This window comes from Aeromonas sp. MR16, assembly GCF_022549315.1.
GTDB classification, from domain to species: Bacteria; Pseudomonadota; Gammaproteobacteria; order Enterobacterales; family Aeromonadaceae; genus Aeromonas; species Aeromonas aquatica.
Genome location: NZ_JAKZFK010000033.1, coordinates 1 through 20,678 on the forward strand (window position 1 = coordinate 1; position 20,678 = coordinate 20,678).

The window sequence follows — 20,678 nt, forward strand, 5'->3', positions numbered from 1 at the left end:
CAACAGGCAACAATTCGGACGCGGGGTGGAGCAGCTCGGTAGCTCGTCGGGCTCATAACCCGAAGGTCGTCAGTTCAAATCTGGCCCCCGCAACCAACTATTTGTGTGCATGGCACGGCATCTGCCGATGCGATGCTGCGAAGACACAAACTGCTACTGCTCGGCAGGCTTGTGGTGAAAAGTCCTGGTAACAGGCAACAATTCGGACGCGGGGTGGAGCAGCTCGGTAGCTCGTCGGGCTCATAACCCGAAGGTCGTCAGTTCAAATCTGGCCCCCGCAACCAACTTTTCATGTTATCTCCTATTTTTCCCCTCTCTGATCCCCAATTCTATCATCCTGATCTTGAACATTAATTTTCAAGCTACTGGTCGTCGCCAGCTCTTGTTCGGTATCATCGTGACCTCTGTTCATGGATGAGGCCGCTTCCTATGCTGCAACCCTTCAGTTATCTCCCTCCCAAGATTGACATCCAGACCACTAGCCTTGACGAGGTGATGGCAAGCCAGGCGCAGATCAAGCTGCTGCTGGTCGCCGACACCGAGCGCAGTACCCTGCTGGCGCAACCCGCCTTCGCCGGGGTCGCGGCCCAGCTCGCCCTTGGCCAGAAGGCGCCGTACCGGTTGGCGGACGCCCAGGGCCTGCAATTGGTGATCTTCGTGGATCCCGAGGCGAGCCAGGATCATCGGCTCTACAAGCAGGTCCGCTCCTGGGTCGCACCCCTGGCCGGCCTCAAGGTGGCGCAGTTGGCGCTGCATCTTGAGGGATTCGACGACGCCAGCCGGGCCCTGCTGGCCGAGCTGGTGCTCTCGGCGCTGCTCGCGGCCAATGTGCCACTGCCCACCCACAAGCAGCGCAGCGAGGAGACACCGAGCTACCGGCACCTGATGGTGTCACCCGCGTGCGAGCTCGATCTGGCCCGGATCCATGCCGAGGCGCAAGGCAATGGCCTGGCCCGTCATCTCGCCGTGCTGCCGGCCTCCGATCTGACCCCCCGCAGCTACCGGGCCTGGGCACAACAGCTGGCACAGCAGGAGGGCTGGCAGTGGCAGGAATACGATGAGGCCGAGCTCGCCAGACTCGGCGCCGGCGCCTTCCTGGCGGTGGCCAGGGGATCGGCAGACAACCAGGCCGCCATCGTCAAGCTCAGCTATTGCCCGGCCAAGGCGGAGCGCAGGCTGGCGCTGGTGGGCAAGGGGATCTGCCACGACTCCGGGGGCTACAACCTCAAGGTCGGCGGCAGCATGTATGGCATGCATTTGGACATGGGGGGCAGCGCCGTGGCGCTGGGCACCCTCTATGCAATCAGCCGGGCCAAGCTGCCCTACGAGGTGCACTGCTGGCTCGCCATCGCTGAGAACCACATAGGCCCGCAGGCCTACAAACCCGGGGAGGTGGTGACCGCCATCAACGGCACCACCATAGAGGTGGTCGACACCGATGCCGAGGGACGCATGGTGCTGGCGGATACCCTGGCCATGGCGGTGCAGGACGAGCCGGACCTGCTGATCGACTACGCGACCCTCACCGGCGCCTGCAAGCGGGCGCTCGGCAGCCGTTACAGCGGTGCCTTTACCAACAGACCCCAGTGGCTCGGCGAGTTGATAAGCCTGGGCCAGCGCAGCGGTGAGCGTGTCTGGCCCTTCCCGCTGGACGAGGATTACGATGACAACCTCGATAGCGAATGGGCCGACCTGCTACAGTGTGCGCCGGGTGCGTCACCGGATCACATCGATGCCGCCCGCTTCCTCAGTCGTTTCGTGCCCGAGCAGACCCCCTGGTTGCACCTCGACCTGAGCGGTTTTCGCAACAAGGGGGGCAACGGTGTGGTCAGCAGCGAGGTGACCGGATTCGGGGTCAGATTGACGCTGGATCTGCTCGGCGGCCCGCTGGGGCGGCGCCTCGACGATCGAGATGCATGAGCAAGCAACCTAAGCAAGACAACGAATGAGGACAAGCGTGAAACAACCAAGTTATGACTGGGTGCTGTTTGATCTGGACGAAACCCTGCTCGATTTCCCGGTCGCCCAGGCCCTGGAGCAGACCCTGCAGATCTACGGGGTGACACCCAGCGCGCCCAAGATGGCGCAATATCACGAGCTGAACCACCGACTGTGGCAGCAATACAACTCCGGCGAGATAGACGCCACTCATCTGCAGCAGACCCGCTTCTCGCTGTTTGCCGAGCAGGTCGATGTGGCGCCCATGGCGATGAACGACACCTTCCTGCAGCAGATCATCGCCCTGAGCACACCGCTGGACGGGGTGGTCGAGACCCTGCAGGCGTTCCAGCAAAGGGGTGTGCGGATGGGGATCATCACCAACGGTTTCAGCCTGCCTCAGCGAGGACGTCTGGACAAGCTGGGCTGGAGCGACTGGTTCGAGCCGCTGGTCATCTCCGACGAGGTGCATGTCACCAAGCCGGCCGCCGCCATCTTCCTGCATGCCCTCGAGCTGATGGGGCAACCGAGCCCGGCGCGGGTGCTGATGGTGGGGGACAATCCCAAGACCGACATCGCCGGCGCCGCGGCGCAGGGGCTGGCCACCTGCTGGTACAACCCGGAACGCCACGACACGCCGTGCGAGTCGACCCACGAGATCCACCACTTCGCGCACCTCAGCGCCATAGTGCTGGGACAATAGGAAAAGGCGCCAATATGGCGCCTGCAATGAAAAAGGCAGCCTGGAGCTGCCTTTTTGCATGTTATCGAGCCTTCAGCGAGCGAGGCGGCTGAGCAACCAGGACTCCAGCAGGGCGACCCCGTACGTCAGCACGGATTCGTCGAAGTCGAACTCCGGATGGTGGTGGGGCGCCGTCAGGTTGGCCCCCAGGATCAGATAGGCGGCCTGACCGCCGCTGCGCTGCACCCGCTCGATGAGAAAACCGGCGTCTTCGCTGGCACCGAAGCGGCGGGTATGGACAGTCTCCAGCTTGAGTGCCTGCGCGAGCGGCACTATCTCCTCGAGCAAGGCCGGGCTGTTCTCGATGCCGATGGCTTCCCCCTGCTTGCGGATGAGGTAGGTGGCCCCCTGCATCAGGGCGGCGCCTTCCACTATCTGCTGCACCTGACCGAACATGTAGTTGTTGAGCTCAGGGGTGGCGCCGCGGGTCTCTCCCTGCAGGCGAGCGTGCCCCGGTATCACGTTGCGACCGCTGCCGCCGCTGAGCTGCCCCACGTTGATGCGGGTCATGCCGTCCCGATGCCGCGCGATGCCGAGCATGGCGGTGGTGGCCATGCAGGCCGCCGCCAGCGCATTGCTGCCCGCATTGGGCTCGAGCCCCGCGTGGGCGGCGCGTCCCATAAACTCCACATCGAACTTGGTGGAGCAGAGAAACTCGGTCGGGTTGACCACCAGCTCGCCACTGTTGGCATGAATGCCGATGTGCAGCGCCAGCAGGGCGTCCACGTCGTCGAGCTGGCCACCGGCCGCCAACGCCTTGCCGCCGCGACACCCTTCTTCGGCGGGCTGGAAGAACAACTTGATGCGACCGTTTAGCTGCTCGGAGAGAGCAGCAATGCGCTCGGCCAGCACCAGGCCGATGGCGGTGTGACCGTCGTGGGCACAGGCGTGCATCCAGCCCGGATTGCTTGAACGCCATCCCTCCTGGCTGGGTACATGCTGCTCCTGCTCGCTCTCATCCACTTCCACCGCATCGATGTCGAAGCGCAGCGCCAGGGTAGGGCCCGGGCGGCCTGTCTCCCACAAGCCCATCACCCCCGTTATCTCTTCGATGCGGGCCAGCCAGTCGGGATGCGCCCCCTGACGAAGGGCGCGCTCCTTCTGGGCTTGCACATCTATCTCTCGGCCCATGATGAGATTGCTGGCCAGCAGCTTGTCGCCCAGCATGACGGAGAAACCGAGTTCGGACAGATGGTGAGCGATGAGGGAGCTGGTGCGAAATTCACACCAGGCCGCTTCGGGCAGACGATGAAGGTCACGGCGCCAGTGGCGCAGAGCATCCTGAGTCATGGTAATTCCTGCATGGCGAAACCAGCGGATATTGTGACGGGCAGGGGAGCAAGAGTAAATCCCGTAGCAGAAATGCAACAAGGGGAGCGATAGGCTCCCCTTGAGGGTCATAGTGATGGGGTGGCGGTAAAATCTTCATCACTCACTATAAATCTCAGCTTGGCGTCGAATGCCACTCCAACCCCTCAAAAGCAAGGGTGTGCGCGCAATTAACCAGCGCTCGAATGTCGATAAGAGTCAGGTTGAGTAATTTTCTGGCGAATTAACCGACTCAAAGCTGGGACAGCGAGGGCAGAGAGACGGCAACCAGAGTGAAAAATACGGTAAAAACGGCGGTAACAACGAACTCTTTCATTATTGTGTCTCCCTTGGCTGACTGTTGATGGGACCAAGATACCATAATGGCCCGTTAAAACAATGATAAATGTATTTTTATGGCGTTTCATGTTCCATGAAGATGCTAGGCTTTATTTCTATATGTTTATGAGTGCTTTGTACCCTCTCGAGGTGATTATCGCGGAGTAGAGCGCAGGGCATAAATTAAATATATTTAAAATCAGTTGGTTGCGTAATTTCTTATTGATGATTTAATGGGTTTTATATGAGGCTTTTTTGGGTTTTTAAAATTTAATGGACTTCTCAGAACCATTTTGGCGTCTCAACCTGTCGTATGAGGCGCATAGGCATGCTCCGGTTCGACATTCTGTGGCTATAACCATTTTTCATCAGCAGTTGTCCTTCAATCCTCGTCTGGACAGCCACTTATCGGCATCCTCGGCCCAGGCTGACATCAGTTAACGAGCGGCAGAGATGCCCTGGTCTGCGCCAGGGCAGGCTCAGCTGGCGACACTGAATAACGGATATACGCTGGCCTTGTGGCACTGATGCAGAGCCTGAGGTGTTAAGGGGGGTTGGATAAGCGAGGTGGTTGCAGAGGCGGCGTCGATGGCTAGTGGAAGCAAGCCGCAAGGTGGAGGCGACGACGGGGGAAGGCGCTCACTCAGAGTTGTATCGCCGCCGTGGCCGGCATCCATCCCAAGGCAGGCGCAGGTCAATGGGAGGGGGAAAAGAAAAAACCCTCCAACGGAGGGTTTTTGTCACAACAGCCTGTAAAGCGTGTTTGGGCTTAGAACAGGGTGGTGGAGAGATCGTACAGTTCCTGATCGAACGGGCGCTTGAGGTTCTCGATGCAGTCGATGATGTCGTGATGCACCATCTCGTTGCCTTGAATACCGACGCAGCGGCCACCCTGGCCGGCCAGCAGTTGCTCGACGGCGAAGGCACCCATGCGGCTGGACATGATGCGATCGCGGGCGGTCGGCGAGCCGCCACGCTGGATGTGGCCCAGGATGGTGGCGCGGGTCTCGCGGCCGGTCATGGCTTCGATGTCTTTGGCCAAGGCGTTCACATCGGTCACGTGCTCACAGATGGTGATGATGGCGTGCTTCTTGCCTTTGGCTTCGCCTTCTTTGATCTGTTGCAGCAGCTTCTCTTTGTCAAAAGCCACTTCCGGTACGATCACGTACTCGGCGCCACCGGCAACCGCGGCGGACATGGCGAGATCGCCGCAGTGGCGGCCCATGATCTCCACCACTGAGATGCGATGGTGGGAGCTGCAGGTGTCCCGCAGACGGTCGATGGCGTCAACCACCACGTTCAGTGCGGTATCGAAGCCGATGGTGAAGTCGGTACCGGCGATATCGTTGTCGATGGTGCCCGGCAGGCCGATGCAGGGGAAACCCTCTTCGGTCAGCTTCTTGGCGCCCATGTAGGAGCCGTCACCGCCGATCACCACCAGGGCGTCGATGCCGTGCTTTTTCAGGTTCTCGATGGCCTCGGCACGGACTTTCGGGTCTTTGAAGGCGGGGAAACGAGCGGAGCCGAGGAAGGTACCACCACGGTTGACCACGTCGGAGACGCTGTGGCGCTCGAGCTTGACGATCCTGTCCTGATGCAGACCGAGGTAGCCATCATAGATGCCGTAGACTTCCAGGCCATGATGCAGACCGGCGCGCACCACGGCGCGGATGGCTGCGTTCATACCCGGTGCGTCACCACCACTGGTCAAAACACCAATACGTTTGATTTGCTTGGTCATGAGTGCCTCTGGATCTGAGTTGTCGAAAATCAATATCTGAAAATAGGGTCAGCCACTTTTACTATATCGGCTTTCCTATGAAGCGAGCGGGACCCATAGGAAAGGAATATATGAAACACCATATACAAGAGAGGGGCCAGGCCCCTCTCTCTGCGCGCCTTACTTGGCGGCGCCAGCGATGATCTGGGAGAAGTCGTCTACTTTCAGGGACGCACCACCCACCAGGCCACCGTCGATGTCCGGCTGACCGAACAGATCGGCAGAGGTCGCGCCAGTCACGGAGCCACCGTACAGGATCTGTACCTTGGCAGCCACTGAGCCATCGAAGCTGGCCAGGTACTGACGGATGTGAGCGTGCACGGACTGAGCGATTTCCGGGGTAGCGGTCTTGCCGGTACCGATGGCCCATACCGGCTCATAGGCAACGACGGCGTTCTCGAAGGAGGCGATACCACAACGGTCGATCACGGCTTTCAGCTGGGTTTCAACCACGGTGTTGGTGGTGCCGGCTTCGAACTGCGCCAGGGTCTCACCGATGCACAGTACCGGGACCAGGCCTGCTTTCTGGATGACTTCGTACTTGGCGGCAACCACGTCGTCGGTCTCTGCGTGCAGGGTACGACGCTCGCTGTGGCCGACCAGGGAGTAGGTGCAACCGAAGGCTTTGAGCATGGAGGGGGCGTTTTCACCGGTGAAGGCGCCGGACTCGTGAAGGTCGGCATTCTGGGCGCCGTAGGCGATCTTGGTGCCTGCGGTCAGTTGCTCAACCAGACCCAAAAAGATAACCGGCGGGCAGACGGCGACTTGTACCGAAGGATGAGCGGCAGCAGCCGGGGTCAGTCCTTTGATCAGAGCTTCTACAGAAGCCTTGGTGCCGTTCAGTTTCCAGTTACCCATTACCAGGTGCTGTCTCATCTTGTATATCTCCTAGGCATTTGATTGCGCGACATTATATGAATTGAACCGAGCCCAAGATAGCTGACCCGGCGGCAAATGACGTAATTTTTTTTCGCTTTCCTGATCCAAATCAGGAATGCAATCGTCGATCGCTCATTCGTTAACCTGACCCCGCAGACGGGCCCACCATACCCCAATCCATTCGTGAATGGCAGCCTCGGAATACATCAGATAACGCCCCTTGGGCAGGTAACTGTAGAGGGGTTGCGGCTGCTGGCTCTGCTTGGCGGTATAGTCGGTGGGGGCCGGCACCGCATCGAGTCCTTGTCCCTGATAGAGCGCCATGGCCCTGGGCAGATGGGTGGCCGAGCTCACCAGCGCCACCTTCTTTCCCTTGAGATAACGACTGATGCTGACCGCCTCGTCGTGGGTGTCTTTGTTGTTTTCAAACAACGTCATCCGGGATCTGTCTATGCCCAGACTTGCCGCCATGCGGGCATTGACCTCGGCGTTTGACAGCGGATCTCCCACCACGGCGCCCGAGAAGACCAACTCGGCTTGCGGATAGGCCTGGGCAAGCCGCACCCCCTCCAGGGTGCGGGCCTGGGAGATGTTGTTCTGCCAGGAGCGTTCGGGCACCGCAGGATCGCTCACATGGCCGTTGCCGAGCACGATGATGGCCTCGATGTCCGGGTGCTTGTTTATCTCGAAGGGCGGATAGGTCTGCTCCAGTGAGCGGGCCAACTCATAGCTTACCGGCCGCATCCCCATCAGGGCGACGATCGCGAGAGAAAGGGTGGCCAACAGCTTGCCGGTTCTCTGGAAGCGGGTGAACCAGAGCAACAGCAGCGCCAGCAGCAATAAGGAGAGGGAGAAGGGCAGCGGCATCAGCAGCTGGCCCAGCCATTTTTTTAGCTCAAACACTGTGGTGTCGTCCTTGAGTTTTCAGCGGATCCGGGATGTGACAGAATACCCCTCTTTTTTCCCATGGCCCAACCCTGTGTGCGCTCAGTCTGCGAGCGACGAGCAGGGGCGGCCGAAGATGAGTGTTGTCTTGAAGCAAGATCAGAGTTTTGACGGACGCGCCGACAAGTTCGCCCGCAACATTTACGACTCCACCAAGGGGCGCATCCGCACCACTGTGGTGTGGAGCGACATCGAAGCCTGCCTGGCCCGGCTCGGCAACCGGCCGCTGCGGATCCTGGATGCGGGGGGCGGCTTTGGCTACTTCGCCCAGAAGCTCGCGGCCATGGGTCACCAGGTGGAGCTGTGCGATCTGTCGGCGGAGATGCTGGAGCTGGCCCGGACCCAGATCGCCGAGAAGGGGCTTGAAGACAGAATTCGTCTCATCCAGTGTCCCATTCAGGATCTCAGGCTGCACGTGAGCGGAACCTTTGATCTGGTGCTCTGCCACGCCGTGCTGGAGTGGCTCGCCGAGCCTCGCCAGACCCTGCTCGGTCTGTTCCCTTTCGTCAATGCAGGGGGCATACTGTCGCTGCTTTTCTACAACCGTCACGGCCTGCTATTCCAGAGCCTGGTGGTGGGCAATTTCGACTACGTGCGCCAGGGGCTGAACAAGAAGCGCCAGACCGCCCTGACCCCCACCAATCCGCAACTGCCGGAACAGGTATATGACTGGATCGGGCGAGGGGGCCTCAAGATCATCGGCAAGACCGGGGTGCGGGTCATCCACGACTACATGCGCCACAAGCAGGATCAGCACGAGAAGTTCGACGATCTGCTGGCCATGGAGCAGCAGTACTGCCGTCAGGAGCCTTTCGTCTCCCTTGGTCGCTATATCCATGTGATGGCGCAAAAACCGGTCGCTTGAGACCCTGGGCTATCGCAGTCGATGCCATTTTTGCGGGATTTAGCCGCCAGAGCACCCATCGGCTCTGGCCTATACACAACGAGCGGGAGCGATGCGCACATGAGGTGCATGCCGGCCCTTCGGTTATAACAACGAGATGATAACGTCATGATGAGTACATCCCGTACCCTGCCCGAGATGGTGGGATGGGTCAGACAGGAGGGGCTGGCCTTGAGCCTGCCCACCGACCGGCTGGCCTTTCTGATTGCGGTCAAGACCCTGTCCGAGGACGAGTCTGATCTCTCCGAGGCCGCGCTGCACGATGCCTTCGGCTATGTGAGCAGCGCCTTCGGCCAGATGGACGAGACCCAGAGCGGTCGCGCCAACAACGCCATCAACGATCTCATTCGCCAGCAACTGCTGTCGCGCTTCAACACCGACATGGTGGCGGGGGAGAGCCTCTACCGCCTGTCGCGCCTGGGGGTGAGCATCGTCGACTTCTTCCTGGATCAGCGCCAGGTCGACTCCATCAAGCTCTCCATCCTGCTGGAACACCTGGCCGCCGAGCTCGACACCGCCCGCAAGGCGGCGCTGACCCTGGATACCCGCGAGCAGTGGGACGCCGAGGTGCTGCCCCGGCTCAGCTTCTCTCTCGAGGAGACCCTCGGGCGCATCGATCTCACCCAGCGCGCCATGGATGAGCAGCAAAATCAGGTCAAACGCGAGATAGCGGCCCTGCTGACCCAGAACTGGATCGATGCCATCCACAGCTGCGAGAAGCTGCTGCACGAGACCGGCCAGACCCTGCGCGAGTTGCAAGACACTCTGGACGCCGCTGGCCATCGCCTGCAGGCGGGTCTGCTCAACATTCAGGAAGCGGCCCAGGGGCGGGAGGACTTGTTCCACGTCGAGGAGCTGACTCACGCTTTGCAAGGACGGCTCGATGTGATCACCTCCTGGGGCCAGCAGTGCATCGAACTCTGGTCCCGCTACGACAGGCACGTCCACAAGTTCATCCGCAACGCCATCGACATGGACAAGAACCGGGCCTTCAGCCAGCGGCTGCGCGACTCCATCCGCAATTTCGAGCAGCACAGCTGGTTGCTGAGGGTGGCCGAGGAGCCGCGCCTGCTGGAGCTGCGGGACGAGACCATCGCCATCCACGACGAGGAGGTGACCGGTGAGGTGCCCCTCGAGATGGAGTATCTGGAGATGGTGGATATCAATCAGGAGCTGGCGGAGCGCATCGAGCGCTACCTCGCCCGCTACCCCGAGCAGCGCTCCCAGCTGGATCTCGCCGACGTGCTGCGGGAATACCTGCTGGACTACCCGGCCCACGCCCACTTCGATGTGGCGCGTCTCTTGATAGATCAGGCTGTGCGCCTCGGCCATGCCAGTGGTGAACGTGAACTTCACCACCAACCCGCATGGAAACCCATTAACCAAGCTGGATCCAAGGTTCAGGCCTATGTCATCGATCAATACTGAATTTCCCTTGCCGCTGCGATTGGCCGAGGCCATCGCCAACCCCTTGTTTCCGCGCATCGACACCGCCTTGCGCTCGGGCCGCCACATCAGTGCCGACGATTTCGAGCAGCATTCGGCCCTGGTGGAGTTTCACGGCGAGCTGGAGATCTTCTACGGCCGCTATCAGGTGGAGCTCATCAAGGCGCCGGAAGGCTTCTTCTACCTGCGTCCGCGCCCCAGCGCCGACATCGGAACAACGGTGTTATCCGAGCTCGACATGCTGGTGGGCAAGGTGCTCTGTTACCTCTATCTGAGCCCTGACCGCCTCGCCTCGGAAGGGGTGTTCGCCATGGGTGAGCTGCAGGAGGAGGTGCTGAGCCTCGCCGATGAGAAGCAGTTGTTGCGGATGGTCAACAGCCGCTCCGGCGGCACCGATCTGGACAAGAAGAAGCTGCTCGAGAAGATCCGCACCTCCATGCGCCGCCTGCGGCGTCTGGGCATGATCACGGCGCTCGGCAACGGCGACAAATTCCGGGTCAATGAATCCGTGTTCCGCTTCGCCGCCGACGTGCGATCCGACGAAGATCCCCGCGCGGTGCAACTGCGCATGATCCAGGAAGGGGAAGCCATCTTCCACGACGACGAGATGCCGAGCAGCGATTCCCTGTTCGACGACATCGAAGCGGATCTGGACGAAGAGCAGCTTGAGCTGGAGGTGGAAGATGATCAGCAAGGTTAAATTTTTGGTCCCGATGGGGACGATAGGTTTGATGGAGAGTGCGGCGTGAGAGGCAAATTCAAATCCCTGACCATGGTCAACTGGAACGGCTTCTTCGCCCGTACCTTCGATCTCGACCAGCTGGTGACGACGCTTTCCGGCGGCAACGGGGCGGGCAAGTCCACCACCATGGCGGCCTTCATCGCGGCCCTGATCCCGGATCAGTCTCTGCTTCATTTCCGTAACACTACCGAGGCAGGCTCATCGAGCGCGTCCCGTGACAAGGGGCTCTACGGCAAGCTGCAGCGCGGCCATTGCTACTCGGTGCTGGAGGTGATGAACAGCCGCGAGCAGCGGATCTGGGTCGGTGTGCACCTGGAGCAGGTCGCGAACCGTGACAACAAGGTCAACATCACCCCCTTCGCCCTGGTGGATGTGCCGGCCAATCTGGCGCCGACCGATCTCTTGCTGGAAAAGCTTGAGGGTGGCAAGGGGCGGGTGCGCGCTTTCACCGATCTGAAGGGTGCCGCCGCCGAGCTTGGCGCCATGAAAGTCGCCAAGTTCAATACGGTGACCGATTACCACAACTTCATGTTCGAGTTCGGCATCACGCCCAAGAAATTGCGTGACCAGAAGGATCGCGGCAAGTTCTATCGGCTGATCGAAGCCTCCCTCTACGGCGGCATTTCGTCCTCTATCAGCCGCTCCCTGCGTGAGTATCTGCTGCCGGAGAACTCCGGCGTGCGCAAGGCGTTCCAGGACATGGAGGCGGCCATCTACGAGAACCGCCGCACCCTGGAGGCCATCAAGGAGACCCAGGGGCAGCGGGATCTGTTCAAGAACCTGATCACCGAAACCACCCATTACGTGGCGGCGGACTATGTGCGCAACGCCGCCGAGAAGAACCGCCTCTCCGAGCTGGCCCTCAAGGCCCGTCAGGAACTGGCGGGCAAGCGCCGGCTGCTGGCCGAGGAGAAACAGCGCGCCATCTATCTGGCCGACGAGGTGGATCAGCTCACCAACCGCGAGAAGCTCTTGACCGACGAGCTGGAAAGCGCCGCCGAGCACCTGGCCAAGGTGATGGCCGCCGTTGGCTTGCAGAAGAAGATCGCGCTGTATCGCGCCGATCTGGCGGATCTCACCGACAAGCTAGAGCAGCAGCAGGCGATCGTGGAGGAGATCCACGGCCAGTTGCTGGAGGTGGAGGAGCGCAAGGAACTGGCGATCGGTGAGGTAGACAGCCTCAAGACCCAGCTCGCCGACTACCAGCAGGCGCTGGACATCCAGCAGACCCGCGCCATCCAGTACCGTCAGGCGGTGCAGGCGCTGGAGACGGCCCGCGAGCAGTGCGAGCTGCCGGGGCTGAGCGCCGAGCAGGCGAGCGAGACCCTGCACCAGTTCCGCGCCGTCGAGCAGAGCCTCACCAGCCGGGTGCTGGGGGCCGAGCAGCAGCTGGCCCTGGCCAAGGCCGCGGTGGCCGAGCACCAGGCAGCGCTGACGCTGCTGCTCAGTATTGCCCCCGAGACCGCCCGCGAGGCCGCCTGGCCCACGGCCCAGGCGCTGCTCAAGCGCCACATCGAAGACAAGGCCCGCATCGCCCAGGGGCAGGGGCTGCGCGCCGCCCTGGCTCGCCTGGAAAAAGAGAGCGAGAGCCAGAAGAACCTGCTGCGTCTGCGCGATGAGCTGAGCGAAGCTTCTGGCCAGCAGATCACCAGCGGCGACGAGCTGGAACTCTTCCTCGAGGCCCAGCGCAGCCGCCAGGAGGAGCTTGCCGAGCAACAGGCAGAGGTCAATCAACGCCGCGCCAGCCTGGAGCATCAGGGCGCCCAGCTCGGCCGCGATATCAGCGATCTCACCAAGCTGGCACCCCGCTGGCTGAAATCCTTCGAAAAACTCGAGCAACTGCGCGAGCAAAGCGGACTGGCACTCATCAGCGCAGAGGCGCTCTCCGCCGGCATGCAGACCGTGCTCGACAAGGAGCGGGAGTTCGAGCAGGAGAGCAACCGCATCCAGGCCCAGAAACAGGCGCTGGAGCTGCAGATCCGTAACCTGCAACTGGGGGCAGGGGAGGCGGATCCGCGCCTCGCCCGCATCGCCGAGCAGGTGGGGGGCGTGCTGCTCTCCGACGTCTACGACGACATCTCCATCGACGATGCCCCTTACTACTCCGCGCTCTACGGCCCGGCCCGCAGCGCCCTGGTGGTACTCGACCTTGAGGGCGCCATAGAGCGGCTGAAAAAACTGGAAGATTGCCCCGAGGATATCTACCTCATCCAGGGCAATCCGGATTCGTTCGATGAGGATCTGGTGGAAGCGGACGAGCTCGGCGACGCCGTGCTGGTGCGCACTAGCAAGCGTCAGGTGCGTTTCTCCCGCTACCCCGAGCTGCCGCTCTTTGGCCGCGCCGCCCGCGAGAAACGCATCGAGCAGCTCGACCTTGAGCGTGAAAACCTCATCGAGGGCTACGCCAAGGCTGCCTTCGAGCAGCAGAAGTACCACCGCCTCTACGGCCACTTTCGCGACTTCATCGGCCAGCATCTGGATATCGCCTTCCTGCCGGATCCGGAAGCAGAGGTGGAAGCCAAGCAGAGCGAGCTGCGCAAGTTGCAAGGGGCCATGGCCGAGTGCGACAAGCAGCTCGCCGACGCCAAAGCCGCGGTCGCCCAGCTGGCCCGCCACATCCAGCTGGTGCAGGCCATGCTGCCGTTCGCCCATCTGTTTGCCGAGGCCGATCTGGCTGCCCGCCTCGAGGCCGCCCGCACCGATGTGGAGAGCCTCAAGGCAGCCGAAGCCTTTATCGCCCAGCACGGCAAGGCGCTGGAAAGACTCGAGGCCCTGGTGCAGGTGCTGCGCCAGGATCCTCAGGATCTGGCCGCCCTGCAGGCCGCGTACGACGAGGCGAGCGGATTGCTGGCGGAGCAGAAGCGCCGCGCTTATGTGCTCGATCAGCTGGTGGCCCGTCTGCCGCACTTCGCCTATCAGGATGCCCAAGACCTGCTGGGCAAAGCGTCTGAAATGAGCGAGCGGCTCAAAGAGAAGCTCAAGGCCGCCGAGCTGGCGGCCCGCACCGCCACCGAGCAGCACAAGCAGATCGGCCTGCGCCACACCGAGGCGCTGCAGCTGCGCACCGCCCTCGATTCCAGCGCCTCGGCCAAGGGCCAGACCCTGGCGGAGTTCGAGCAGGAGCTGGGGGCCATGGGGCTCACCCTGTCCGACGACATGGAAGAGAAGTCCCGCGCCCACAAGAAGGAGATCGAAGAGCTGCTCATCCGCACCCGCTCCCGTCGCACCAGCGCCGAGGCCCAGTTGCAGGTGACCAAGCGCGAGATTGAATCCTTAGGCGGGCGCCTCAAGCTGGAGGGCAAGGACTACTTCGGCGCCCGCAAATCCCTGGTGGGTCACAAGGCGAGCTGGTCCCGGGTGGTGCGGCTGGCGCGGGAGACAGACGTCGAGAAGCGTCTCAACAAGCGCGAACTGGCCTATCTGGACAGCGACGAGCTAAGATCCATGTCCGATAAGGCGCTCGGCGCCCTGCGGGTGGCGGTGGCCCACGACGAGGCCCTGCGCGATGCGCTGCGCCTCTCAGAGGGTAACCGCAGCACGGAGCAGAAGGTCGCCTTCTACGTGCAGGTCTACCGCTACCTCAAGGATCGCATCCGCAACGACATCATCCGCTCGGACGATCCGGTGGAGGCCATCGAGGAGATGGAGATCGAGCTGGCCCGTCTCGCCGACGAGCTCAAGCAGCGGGAAACCCACCTGTCGCTCTCCTCCCACGAGGTGGCGGCCAAGATCACCAACATCATCCGCCGCGAGCAGAACCGCATCCGGGTGCTGAACCAGGGGCTGCAGAACATCGCCTTCGGGCTGGTGCGCGGGGTGCGCCTCAACGTCAACATCCGCGAGGCTCACACTCGGCTCTTGACCGCGCTGGCGGATCAGAGCGCCATGCACAACGATCTGTTCGCCGACAAGGAGCTCAGCTTCTCCGAGGCGATGGCCAAGCTGTTCCAGCGCCTGAATCCGCAGATAGAGCAGGGGGAGCGCAGCTACCAAGTGATGGGCGACGTGCTGCTCGACTATCGCAACTACCTGGAGCTGGAGATCGAGGTGCAGCGTGGCGCCGACGGCTGGCTGCGTGCCGAGAGCGGTGCGCTCTCCACCGGCGAGGCGATCGGTACCGGCCAGGCCATCCTGCTGATGGTGCTGATCAGCTGGGAGGAGGAGTCCCGCCGCCTGCGTGGCAAGGACATCGCCCCCTGCCGCCTGCTGTTCCTGGACGAGGCGGCGCGCCTGGATGGCAAGTCCATCGCCACCCTGTTCGAGCTGTGCGAGCGGCAGGACATGCAGTTGCTGATCGCCGCGCCCGAGAACATCAGTCCCGAGAAGGGCACCACCTACAAGCTCATCCGCAAGGTGCAGGGCAAGCACGAGCATGTGCACGTGGTGGGCCTGCGGGGCTTCGGCTTCGCCGACGACAAGCTGATCGCCTGACACAGGTTGACGGGTGAACACACAAACGGGAGGCTTGGGCCTCCCGTTTTCTATGGAAACTGTGAGAGAGTAGGCGCCTGTTTGCGGGATCAAGAGTGGCGGTGGCCGCCTGGTCGCCGGGCCGGCATGGCGCCGCATAAAGAATCGAGGAAATGGATATGAGGACCATGGTGCAAAAGGGGCTGCTGTTACCCCTCGGCCTGCTGCTGGCGGCCTGCAGCAGCCAGCCGGAGGCCAGCAAGAGCGGCAGTTGGCGGGGTTATACCCAGACCGGGCTGGCATCCTATTATGCCGATCGCTACCACAACAAGAAGACGGCGAGCGGCGAGCCTTACAAGAACAACGCCAACACGGCGGCCCACATGACGCTGCCTTTCGGCTCCATGGTGAGGGTGACCAACGTGGCCAACGGCAAGAGCGTGCTGGTGCGGGTCAACGACAGGGGCAACTTCGCCAGGGGGCGGGTCATCGATCTCTCCAAGGCGGCGTTCAGCAGCATAGGCAACCTCAGATCCGGCCTTATCAAGGTCAAGCTCGAGGTCATGTAGGGCTGCAGGGGCAATTTATGCTGCCCATTGCAGCGCTGGCAGAAACGCCGGTTAGGCCTCATGTCACGACGCTTCGCATTGACAGAAACTAAAGCCGGACTCTAACTGTGGGGTGAGCGATGGCCGAGTCTGTGACTCGGCTTGTCGACCCTTGCCAGCGCACAGAGACGGAGGAATCGAGATGGCTGACCACAGGCCCGTTCACCTAACCCAGATCCCGGTACAGGGGGCCAAGTCCCTTTATCCAGAACCCTTCGCCTCCCTGGTCAGGCACCGCACCAGGCGCAGATTGGGGGATCACTTCGGTCTCACCAACTTTGGCGTCAACTTCACGACCCTGGCACCGGGGGCCATCTCGGCGCTCAAGCATCATCACTCCAGACAGGATGAGTTCATCTACATCCTCTCGGGGACCCCCATGCTAGTCCATGGTGATGAGGAGTTCCCGATGTCGCCGGGGGATTGCATCGGTTTCAAGGCCAGCAGTGGCCTGGCTCACCAGCTGTTGAACAGATCCTCCGCAGACGTCACCTACCTTGAAGTCGACGACAGACTGCCTGCCGATACGGTCGAATACCCCGATGACGATCTGGCCCTGGTACAAGGGGCCGATGGCGCCTGGTCTGCCCTGCATAAAGACGGCACGCCTTACTGAGGGCGGCATAGAGAGCCAGGAGACTGGGTGTGGGCCCAGATTACCGAACCGATGAGCAACGGCGCCGCTCGTGCCTGTGAAGACTGCAGGCCAGGGAGTTGAATGCGCGAGTCGGTGATCAGCGGCTCGGCGCACGTGTGATCAGCGGCTGGCTCTGGTGCGAAAGCCTCGATGGCTCGGTCGCAGGCTTCCCTTCGGGAGGCTTGGGTGCACTCCCAGTCCCGGGACCTGCCTTCCGTGTTGCTCTCGGATTTGTTCAATAGAGCGAACAGTCTGTCCATATTGTCTGTCTATACGCATCAATAGCCTGCTCTTACACTGCGTCTCATGTCGAAGGATGCGCCCTTGGCTCGCTGACAAGCCGCTGTGATGGGCATCCTTTGCCAATGAATTTCTTGATAACGGAGTGTGATGATGAAGATGGAAGCGGACAAACTGGTGTCGATAGCGGTACTCAAGGCCAAAGCGGGCATGGGGGAGGTGCTGCGGCGTGAGTTGCTCGAGCTGATCGAGCCCACGCGCCTTGAACCGGGCAATCTCGATTACGTGCTGTTCGAGCTGCGCGACGAGCCTGAAACTTTTTATATGCGGGAGGCCTTCGTCAATCAGGCCGCTCTGGATGCTCACTGTGCCACCGACTATTTTCAGGCCTTCGCCCGGCAGGCCGATGCGCTGCTCGCAGAGCCCCTGCGGCTGATCATGATGAAGGAAGTGGGCCAATAGCCCAGATGGCGGTGGGTCTGGGTGACCTTGGTTTCGCTGGTGGCGAGCCTGTCTCCTGATGGCGCTCTGCCGGACGAGGAGGGAGAAAACGGGAGGCTTTGCCTCCCGTTTTTTATTGCCCAACGGCGCAGGGGCTGCCGCCGGGATCTCGGCGCGGTGCATCCATGCCACGGCCATCGATTGGGGCAAGCAGGACGCGCTTTCTACAGCGATCTTTGCTTGAGGCTCGCAGCCGACTTTCCGCTATCATCTGGCATAACAGTCATGCCATCAGCAGATGGATGGCCAGATGCCGAGGAATGGTTGCTGCGGGAGGGCCAATGAAGAGAACGCTGTTATTGGTTCGTCATGCCAAGTCGAGTTGGGATGAGAGGGCCCTGTCTGACAGGGATCGGCCCTTGGCCGCCCGTGGCAAGCGCGATGCCCCCGTGATGGGAGAACGTCTGGCGCGGGATGGGGTGAAGCCGGACCTGATCCTGTCGAGCCCGGCGTGTCGGGCCCTGTCGACGGCGAGGCTCATCGCCGCGGCGCTCGACTATCAGGCCGGGAATATCCTCGTCAACGACAGGCTCTATGCCTGCGATGCCACGACCCTGCTAGAGGTGATCGCCGGGTTGGGTAACGAGCCAAAGTGCGTGATGATCGTCGGCCACAACCCGGAGTTCACCGAGCTTGCACATCAACTTTCTCGAGGGATCACCCGAATGCCGACCTGCGCCGTGGCACAATTCACCTTCGATGGGGCGCCCTGGTCGGCCATCGCCGGAGTCAAGCCGGTGAGCGTCTCACTCGATTATCCGAAGAAGGAGTAGCGAAGCGCATTTTGCCTCAGGCTCCCGTCCGCTTGACGAAGCCGTTGCCTGTTGCGCTCAATATATTAACCGCGGCGGCGGGATTGGCCCGCCGTTGCAAGCTCTTTGCCGACCTGGCGGTAAGGACGGATATCTGATGAGACTCAAGGCTCTGATCACAGGGTTGGTGGTCGCCATGATCCCGGTTATCGGCGAGGCGGCCGACTGGCGCTATGGCGTCGGTGTGCATGATTTCAACGTGCCGGATGTGGATTCCCACACCTATGGGCTCAACGCTAGCCTGTCGGTGGATGAGCGTACCCAGAGCGATCTGCATCTGTTCGGCTCGGTCGATCTCTTCGTGGACAATGACAAGGATCACCTGGACCCGGACCACATACCCATCTGGTGGCAGCTGAACGCCGGCGCGGATGGCGACGTCTGGCGCGATGATCGGCTGCGACTCGGTTGGATGACGGATTTCAACACCAGGATGAACACGGTCAGCTCGGTGGAGCGGCAGATGACCGCCCTGGCGGCCATGGCCGCGGGTTATGAGGGCGACATATTTCAATACTCGCTGGAGGCAGGGCCCGGCTGGTTCTTCCTGGAGATAGATGATGATGCCCCCCGGGAGCGGGGTTACGATCGGGAGGGTTTGCGCAACAGCACCCTGGCTTATGCGCTCACCAACAAGGCCGCGATCAAGCTGGGGGATGACTGGACGCTCTCCGGCCTGGCCCGACGCTGGTGGGATGGTCACCAGACCCTGGAGAGCCAATACCGGGCGGAGCTGCGAGGGAATATCGATCATTGGTTGAGACGGGATCCGGCCAAGCGTACCCAGCTGGTGCTTGGCGCCGATGTCTACCACTACAATCTGACGCCCTATAACGAATCCAATCTGCCATCCGTCGTGGGCTGGGATAACGACGTGCTGGTCAGGTTGTCGCTGGAAACCCGCTGGTAAATTAGTAGCATTTTCTGATTAAAAACAGAGTGGTGTAATTTTGTGCTGCATTAGGCACAATTTAGCAGTTTTTTAGTGGATACGTTCGCAAGTTGATGGTGGATATCACTGCATCCTCCATGGTTATTCGGCCAGTGGAATAGGGGCGGCTCACAATTAATCCTCGTCTGGCCAGCTTCGCAGGCGGTAACGGAGCCTAGCTCTGGGTCCGCCTCATCCCGGTATTGAGATAGAGGCTGCTGTGGTGAGCGCTGTGGCTCACGAACATCACCTGATGACGGCTCTGATCGGACAAGATGATGATATCGCCAGCATTGGCGGGGCAGTTGAGCACTATCTCGTGCTCGGGAGCGGCCAGCTGATCGGCCTGATCCTTGAAATCCAGCGTGTATGAATACATATGGCACTCCACAACAGGCTCATATACAAACACATATCCCAACTCTAGCCGCCAGCGCCCGGATCCGCGGCGCTCGTTCGACACCGGAGTGCCACTTAATTTAGGCTATGAGCCGAGTGACGTTCCTGGTGGCATAAAGGAGCGTCAGGACAAATACAGGGTGCCATCGCCGGCAAGGGTGAACAGGCATGAACGGATTTTTCGACAGCGAATGACAAGGAGTCGTGATGACGGAACGGGTAACTGAGTTGGTGCGGATCGCCGCCTTTGCTGATGGGCAGCAGGGGGGCAATCCCGCCGGTGTCTGGCTGGGGGCCCACCTGCCTGCGGTGGACGAGATGCAGCGCATCGCCGCCGAGGTGGGATTTTCGGAGACGGCGTTCGCCGCCCCGCTGCACTCTGGTGTGCACTCTGACGAAGGGCGTGAGTGGCGGGTGCGTTACTTCTCCCCCGAGGCCGAGGTGCCTTTCTGTGGCCACGCCACCATCGCCCTCGGCGTCGCCCTGGCGCGGCGCAGTGGGGAAGGGGAGTATGAACTGCAGCTCAATCAGGCCAGGATCCGGGTCTCGGGCTGGCGGGATGGGGCTGGCCAATGGCAGGCGGCGTTGCACTCTCCGCCGACCCGCAGCACGCCTGCCTCACCCGAACAGGTGGCGGCCGCGCTCACGCTGTTCGGCTACACCCAGGTGGATCTGGATCCCCGTATCGCCCCTGCGCTCATTCATGGCGGCGCCGATCATCTGGTGCTGGCCCTGCACAGCCGCGCAGCCCTCGCCGCCATGCGCTACGAGCTGGCCCAGGGGCGCGCCCTGATGCAGGCGCAAGGCTGGGTCACCATCTTGCTGGTGCATGTGGCAGGAGAGCGGCATTTTCATACCCGCAATCCCTTTGCCTATGGCGGCGTCTATGAAGATCCCGCCACTGGCGCCGCCACCGCAGCCTTTGCGGGCTATCTGCGCGATATCCACTGGCCCCACGGCGGCGCCATCGACATTCTGCAGGGAGAAGACATGGGCATGCCATCGCGCCTGCATGCGGAGATCCCGGCCGAGCCCGGTAGCGGGATCCGGGTGTCAGGTCAGGCACGGCTGATGTGATCCGCCATGGTGCATCGTGTCTCGATAGAGCCATCCAGGA

Annotated in this window: 17 protein-coding genes and 2 tRNA genes; 14 read left to right on the top strand and 5 right to left on the bottom strand. The window is 61.6% G+C overall.

Annotated features, from left to right (window positions below; translation table 11 throughout):
- The first annotated feature begins 19 nt into the window (after positions 1-19).
- From MM194_RS18470 to yjjG, 4 genes are all read left to right on the top strand, one after another.
- Positions 20-96: transfer RNA gene (locus tag MM194_RS18470), tRNA-Met, on the top strand.
- Positions 97-207: 111 nt separating this feature from the next.
- A tRNA-Met gene (locus MM194_RS18475) sits at positions 208-284 on the top strand.
- 145 nt (positions 285-429) lie between these two features.
- The gene (locus MM194_RS18480; RefSeq protein WP_241344379.1) at positions 430-1,920 is read left to right on the top strand and encodes a leucyl aminopeptidase family protein; all 1,491 of its coding nucleotides are present in this window, start codon (positions 430-432) and stop codon (positions 1,918-1,920) included.
- Positions 1,921-1,957: 37 nt separating this feature from the next.
- Positions 1,958-2,641 (top strand): pyrimidine 5'-nucleotidase, encoded by a 684-nt coding sequence (yjjG, locus tag MM194_RS18485; protein WP_033132039.1) that lies wholly within the window; start codon positions 1,958-1,960, stop codon positions 2,639-2,641.
- Positions 2,642-2,713: 72 nt separating this feature from the next.
- Here yjjG and MM194_RS18490 read toward each other — a convergent pair whose 3' ends face one another.
- The 4 genes from MM194_RS18490 to elyC form a co-directional block, all read right to left on the bottom strand.
- Positions 2,714-3,970: an amidohydrolase gene (locus tag MM194_RS18490; protein ID WP_241344381.1), complete on the bottom strand. Its 1,257-nt coding sequence runs from the start codon at positions 3,968-3,970 to the stop codon at positions 2,714-2,716.
- Positions 3,971-5,096: 1,126 nt separating this feature from the next.
- Positions 5,097-6,068, bottom strand: a complete 972-nt coding sequence (gene pfkA / locus MM194_RS18495; protein ID WP_005326082.1) for a 6-phosphofructokinase — start codon at positions 6,066-6,068, stop codon at positions 5,097-5,099.
- Between the two features lie 159 nt (positions 6,069-6,227).
- Positions 6,228-6,983, bottom strand: coding sequence for a triose-phosphate isomerase (tpiA, locus tag MM194_RS18500; protein WP_033132037.1), 756 nt, complete (start codon positions 6,981-6,983; stop codon positions 6,228-6,230).
- Positions 6,984-7,118: 135 nt separating this feature from the next.
- Positions 7,119-7,889 carry an envelope biogenesis factor ElyC gene (elyC, locus tag MM194_RS18505; RefSeq protein WP_241344383.1) on the bottom strand — a complete coding sequence of 257 codons (771 nt, stop codon included), beginning with the start codon at positions 7,887-7,889 and terminating at the stop codon, positions 7,119-7,121.
- Between the two features lie 130 nt (positions 7,890-8,019).
- Here elyC and cmoM point away from each other — a divergent pair, with 130 nt between their 5' ends.
- The 9 genes from cmoM to MM194_RS18550 all read left to right on the top strand — a co-directional run bounded on the left by cmoM (position 8,020) and on the right by MM194_RS18550 (position 19,141).
- A complete protein-coding gene (cmoM, locus tag MM194_RS18510) occupies positions 8,020-8,796 on the top strand; it encodes a tRNA uridine 5-oxyacetic acid(34) methyltransferase CmoM (protein ID WP_241344422.1) in 777 nt (258 codons plus the stop codon).
- 147 nt (positions 8,797-8,943) lie between these two features.
- Positions 8,944-10,263 carry a chromosome partition protein MukF gene (gene mukF, locus MM194_RS18515; protein ID WP_241344385.1) on the top strand — a complete coding sequence of 440 codons (1,320 nt, stop codon included), beginning with the start codon at positions 8,944-8,946 and terminating at the stop codon, positions 10,261-10,263.
- Positions 10,244-10,981, top strand: a complete 738-nt coding sequence (gene mukE / locus MM194_RS18520) for a chromosome partition protein MukE (protein WP_033132235.1) — start codon at positions 10,244-10,246, stop codon at positions 10,979-10,981. Before mukF ends, mukE begins: the two co-directional genes overlap by 20 nt.
- A 45-nt stretch (positions 10,982-11,026) precedes the next feature.
- Positions 11,027-15,454, top strand: a complete 4,428-nt coding sequence (mukB, locus tag MM194_RS18525; protein ID WP_241344386.1) for a chromosome partition protein MukB — start codon at positions 11,027-11,029, stop codon at positions 15,452-15,454.
- Positions 15,455-15,612: 158 nt separating this feature from the next.
- On the top strand, positions 15,613-16,002 hold the full coding sequence (locus MM194_RS18530) for a septal ring lytic transglycosylase RlpA family protein (RefSeq protein WP_241344424.1): 390 nt from the start codon (positions 15,613-15,615) through the stop codon (positions 16,000-16,002).
- Positions 16,003-16,183: 181 nt separating this feature from the next.
- Entirely contained in the window at positions 16,184-16,657 is a 474-nt protein-coding gene (locus tag MM194_RS18535; protein WP_241344388.1) for a cupin domain-containing protein, read from the top strand.
- A gap of 414 nt (positions 16,658-17,071) precedes the next feature.
- Positions 17,072-17,380 carry a putative quinol monooxygenase gene (locus MM194_RS18540; RefSeq protein ID WP_241344390.1) on the top strand — a complete coding sequence of 103 codons (309 nt, stop codon included), beginning with the start codon at positions 17,072-17,074 and terminating at the stop codon, positions 17,378-17,380.
- 320 nt (positions 17,381-17,700) lie between these two features.
- Positions 17,701-18,192, top strand: coding sequence for a histidine phosphatase family protein (locus tag MM194_RS18545; RefSeq protein WP_033132238.1), 492 nt, complete (start codon positions 17,701-17,703; stop codon positions 18,190-18,192).
- A gap of 136 nt (positions 18,193-18,328) precedes the next feature.
- Positions 18,329-19,141, top strand: a complete 813-nt coding sequence (locus tag MM194_RS18550) for a hypothetical protein (protein WP_241344392.1) — start codon at positions 18,329-18,331, stop codon at positions 19,139-19,141.
- A gap of 196 nt (positions 19,142-19,337) precedes the next feature.
- On the opposite strand, the gene MM194_RS18555 is transcribed toward MM194_RS18550, so the two are convergent.
- Positions 19,338-19,541: a hypothetical protein gene (locus MM194_RS18555; protein WP_033132240.1), complete on the bottom strand. Its 204-nt coding sequence runs from the start codon at positions 19,539-19,541 to the stop codon at positions 19,338-19,340.
- 227 nt (positions 19,542-19,768) lie between these two features.
- Here MM194_RS18555 and MM194_RS18560 point away from each other — a divergent pair, with 227 nt between their 5' ends.
- A complete protein-coding gene (locus MM194_RS18560) occupies positions 19,769-20,638 on the top strand; it encodes a PhzF family phenazine biosynthesis protein (protein ID WP_241344393.1) in 870 nt (289 codons plus the stop codon).
- The last annotated feature ends 40 nt before the right edge of the window (positions 20,639-20,678 follow it).

Coding starts and splice junctions, on each gene's coding strand:
- MM194_RS18480 (WP_241344379.1), top strand. CDS start 430: ATGCTGCAACCCTTCAGTTATCTCCCTCCCAAGATTGACATCCAGACC.
- MM194_RS18560 (WP_241344393.1), top strand. CDS start 19,769: ATGACGGAACGGGTAACTGAGTTGGTGCGGATCGCCGCCTTTGCTGAT.
- MM194_RS18535 (WP_241344388.1), top strand. CDS start 16,184: ATGGCTGACCACAGGCCCGTTCACCTAACCCAGATCCCGGTACAGGGG.
- MM194_RS18490 (WP_241344381.1), bottom strand. CDS start 3,970: ATGACTCAGGATGCTCTGCGCCACTGGCGCCGTGACCTTCATCGTCTG.
- MM194_RS18545 (WP_033132238.1), top strand. CDS start 17,701: ATGAAGAGAACGCTGTTATTGGTTCGTCATGCCAAGTCGAGTTGGGAT.
- mukE (WP_033132235.1), top strand. CDS start 10,244: ATGTCATCGATCAATACTGAATTTCCCTTGCCGCTGCGATTGGCCGAG.
- MM194_RS18550 (WP_241344392.1), top strand. CDS start 18,329: ATGAGACTCAAGGCTCTGATCACAGGGTTGGTGGTCGCCATGATCCCG.
- mukF (WP_241344385.1), top strand. CDS start 8,944: ATGATGAGTACATCCCGTACCCTGCCCGAGATGGTGGGATGGGTCAGA.
- pfkA (WP_005326082.1), bottom strand. CDS start 6,068: ATGACCAAGCAAATCAAACGTATTGGTGTTTTGACCAGTGGTGGTGAC.
- MM194_RS18540 (WP_241344390.1), top strand. CDS start 17,072: ATGAAGATGGAAGCGGACAAACTGGTGTCGATAGCGGTACTCAAGGCC.
- tpiA (WP_033132037.1), bottom strand. CDS start 6,983: ATGAGACAGCACCTGGTAATGGGTAACTGGAAACTGAACGGCACCAAG.
- MM194_RS18555 (WP_033132240.1), bottom strand. CDS start 19,541: ATGTATTCATACACGCTGGATTTCAAGGATCAGGCCGATCAGCTGGCC.
- MM194_RS18530 (WP_241344424.1), top strand. CDS start 15,613: ATGAGGACCATGGTGCAAAAGGGGCTGCTGTTACCCCTCGGCCTGCTG.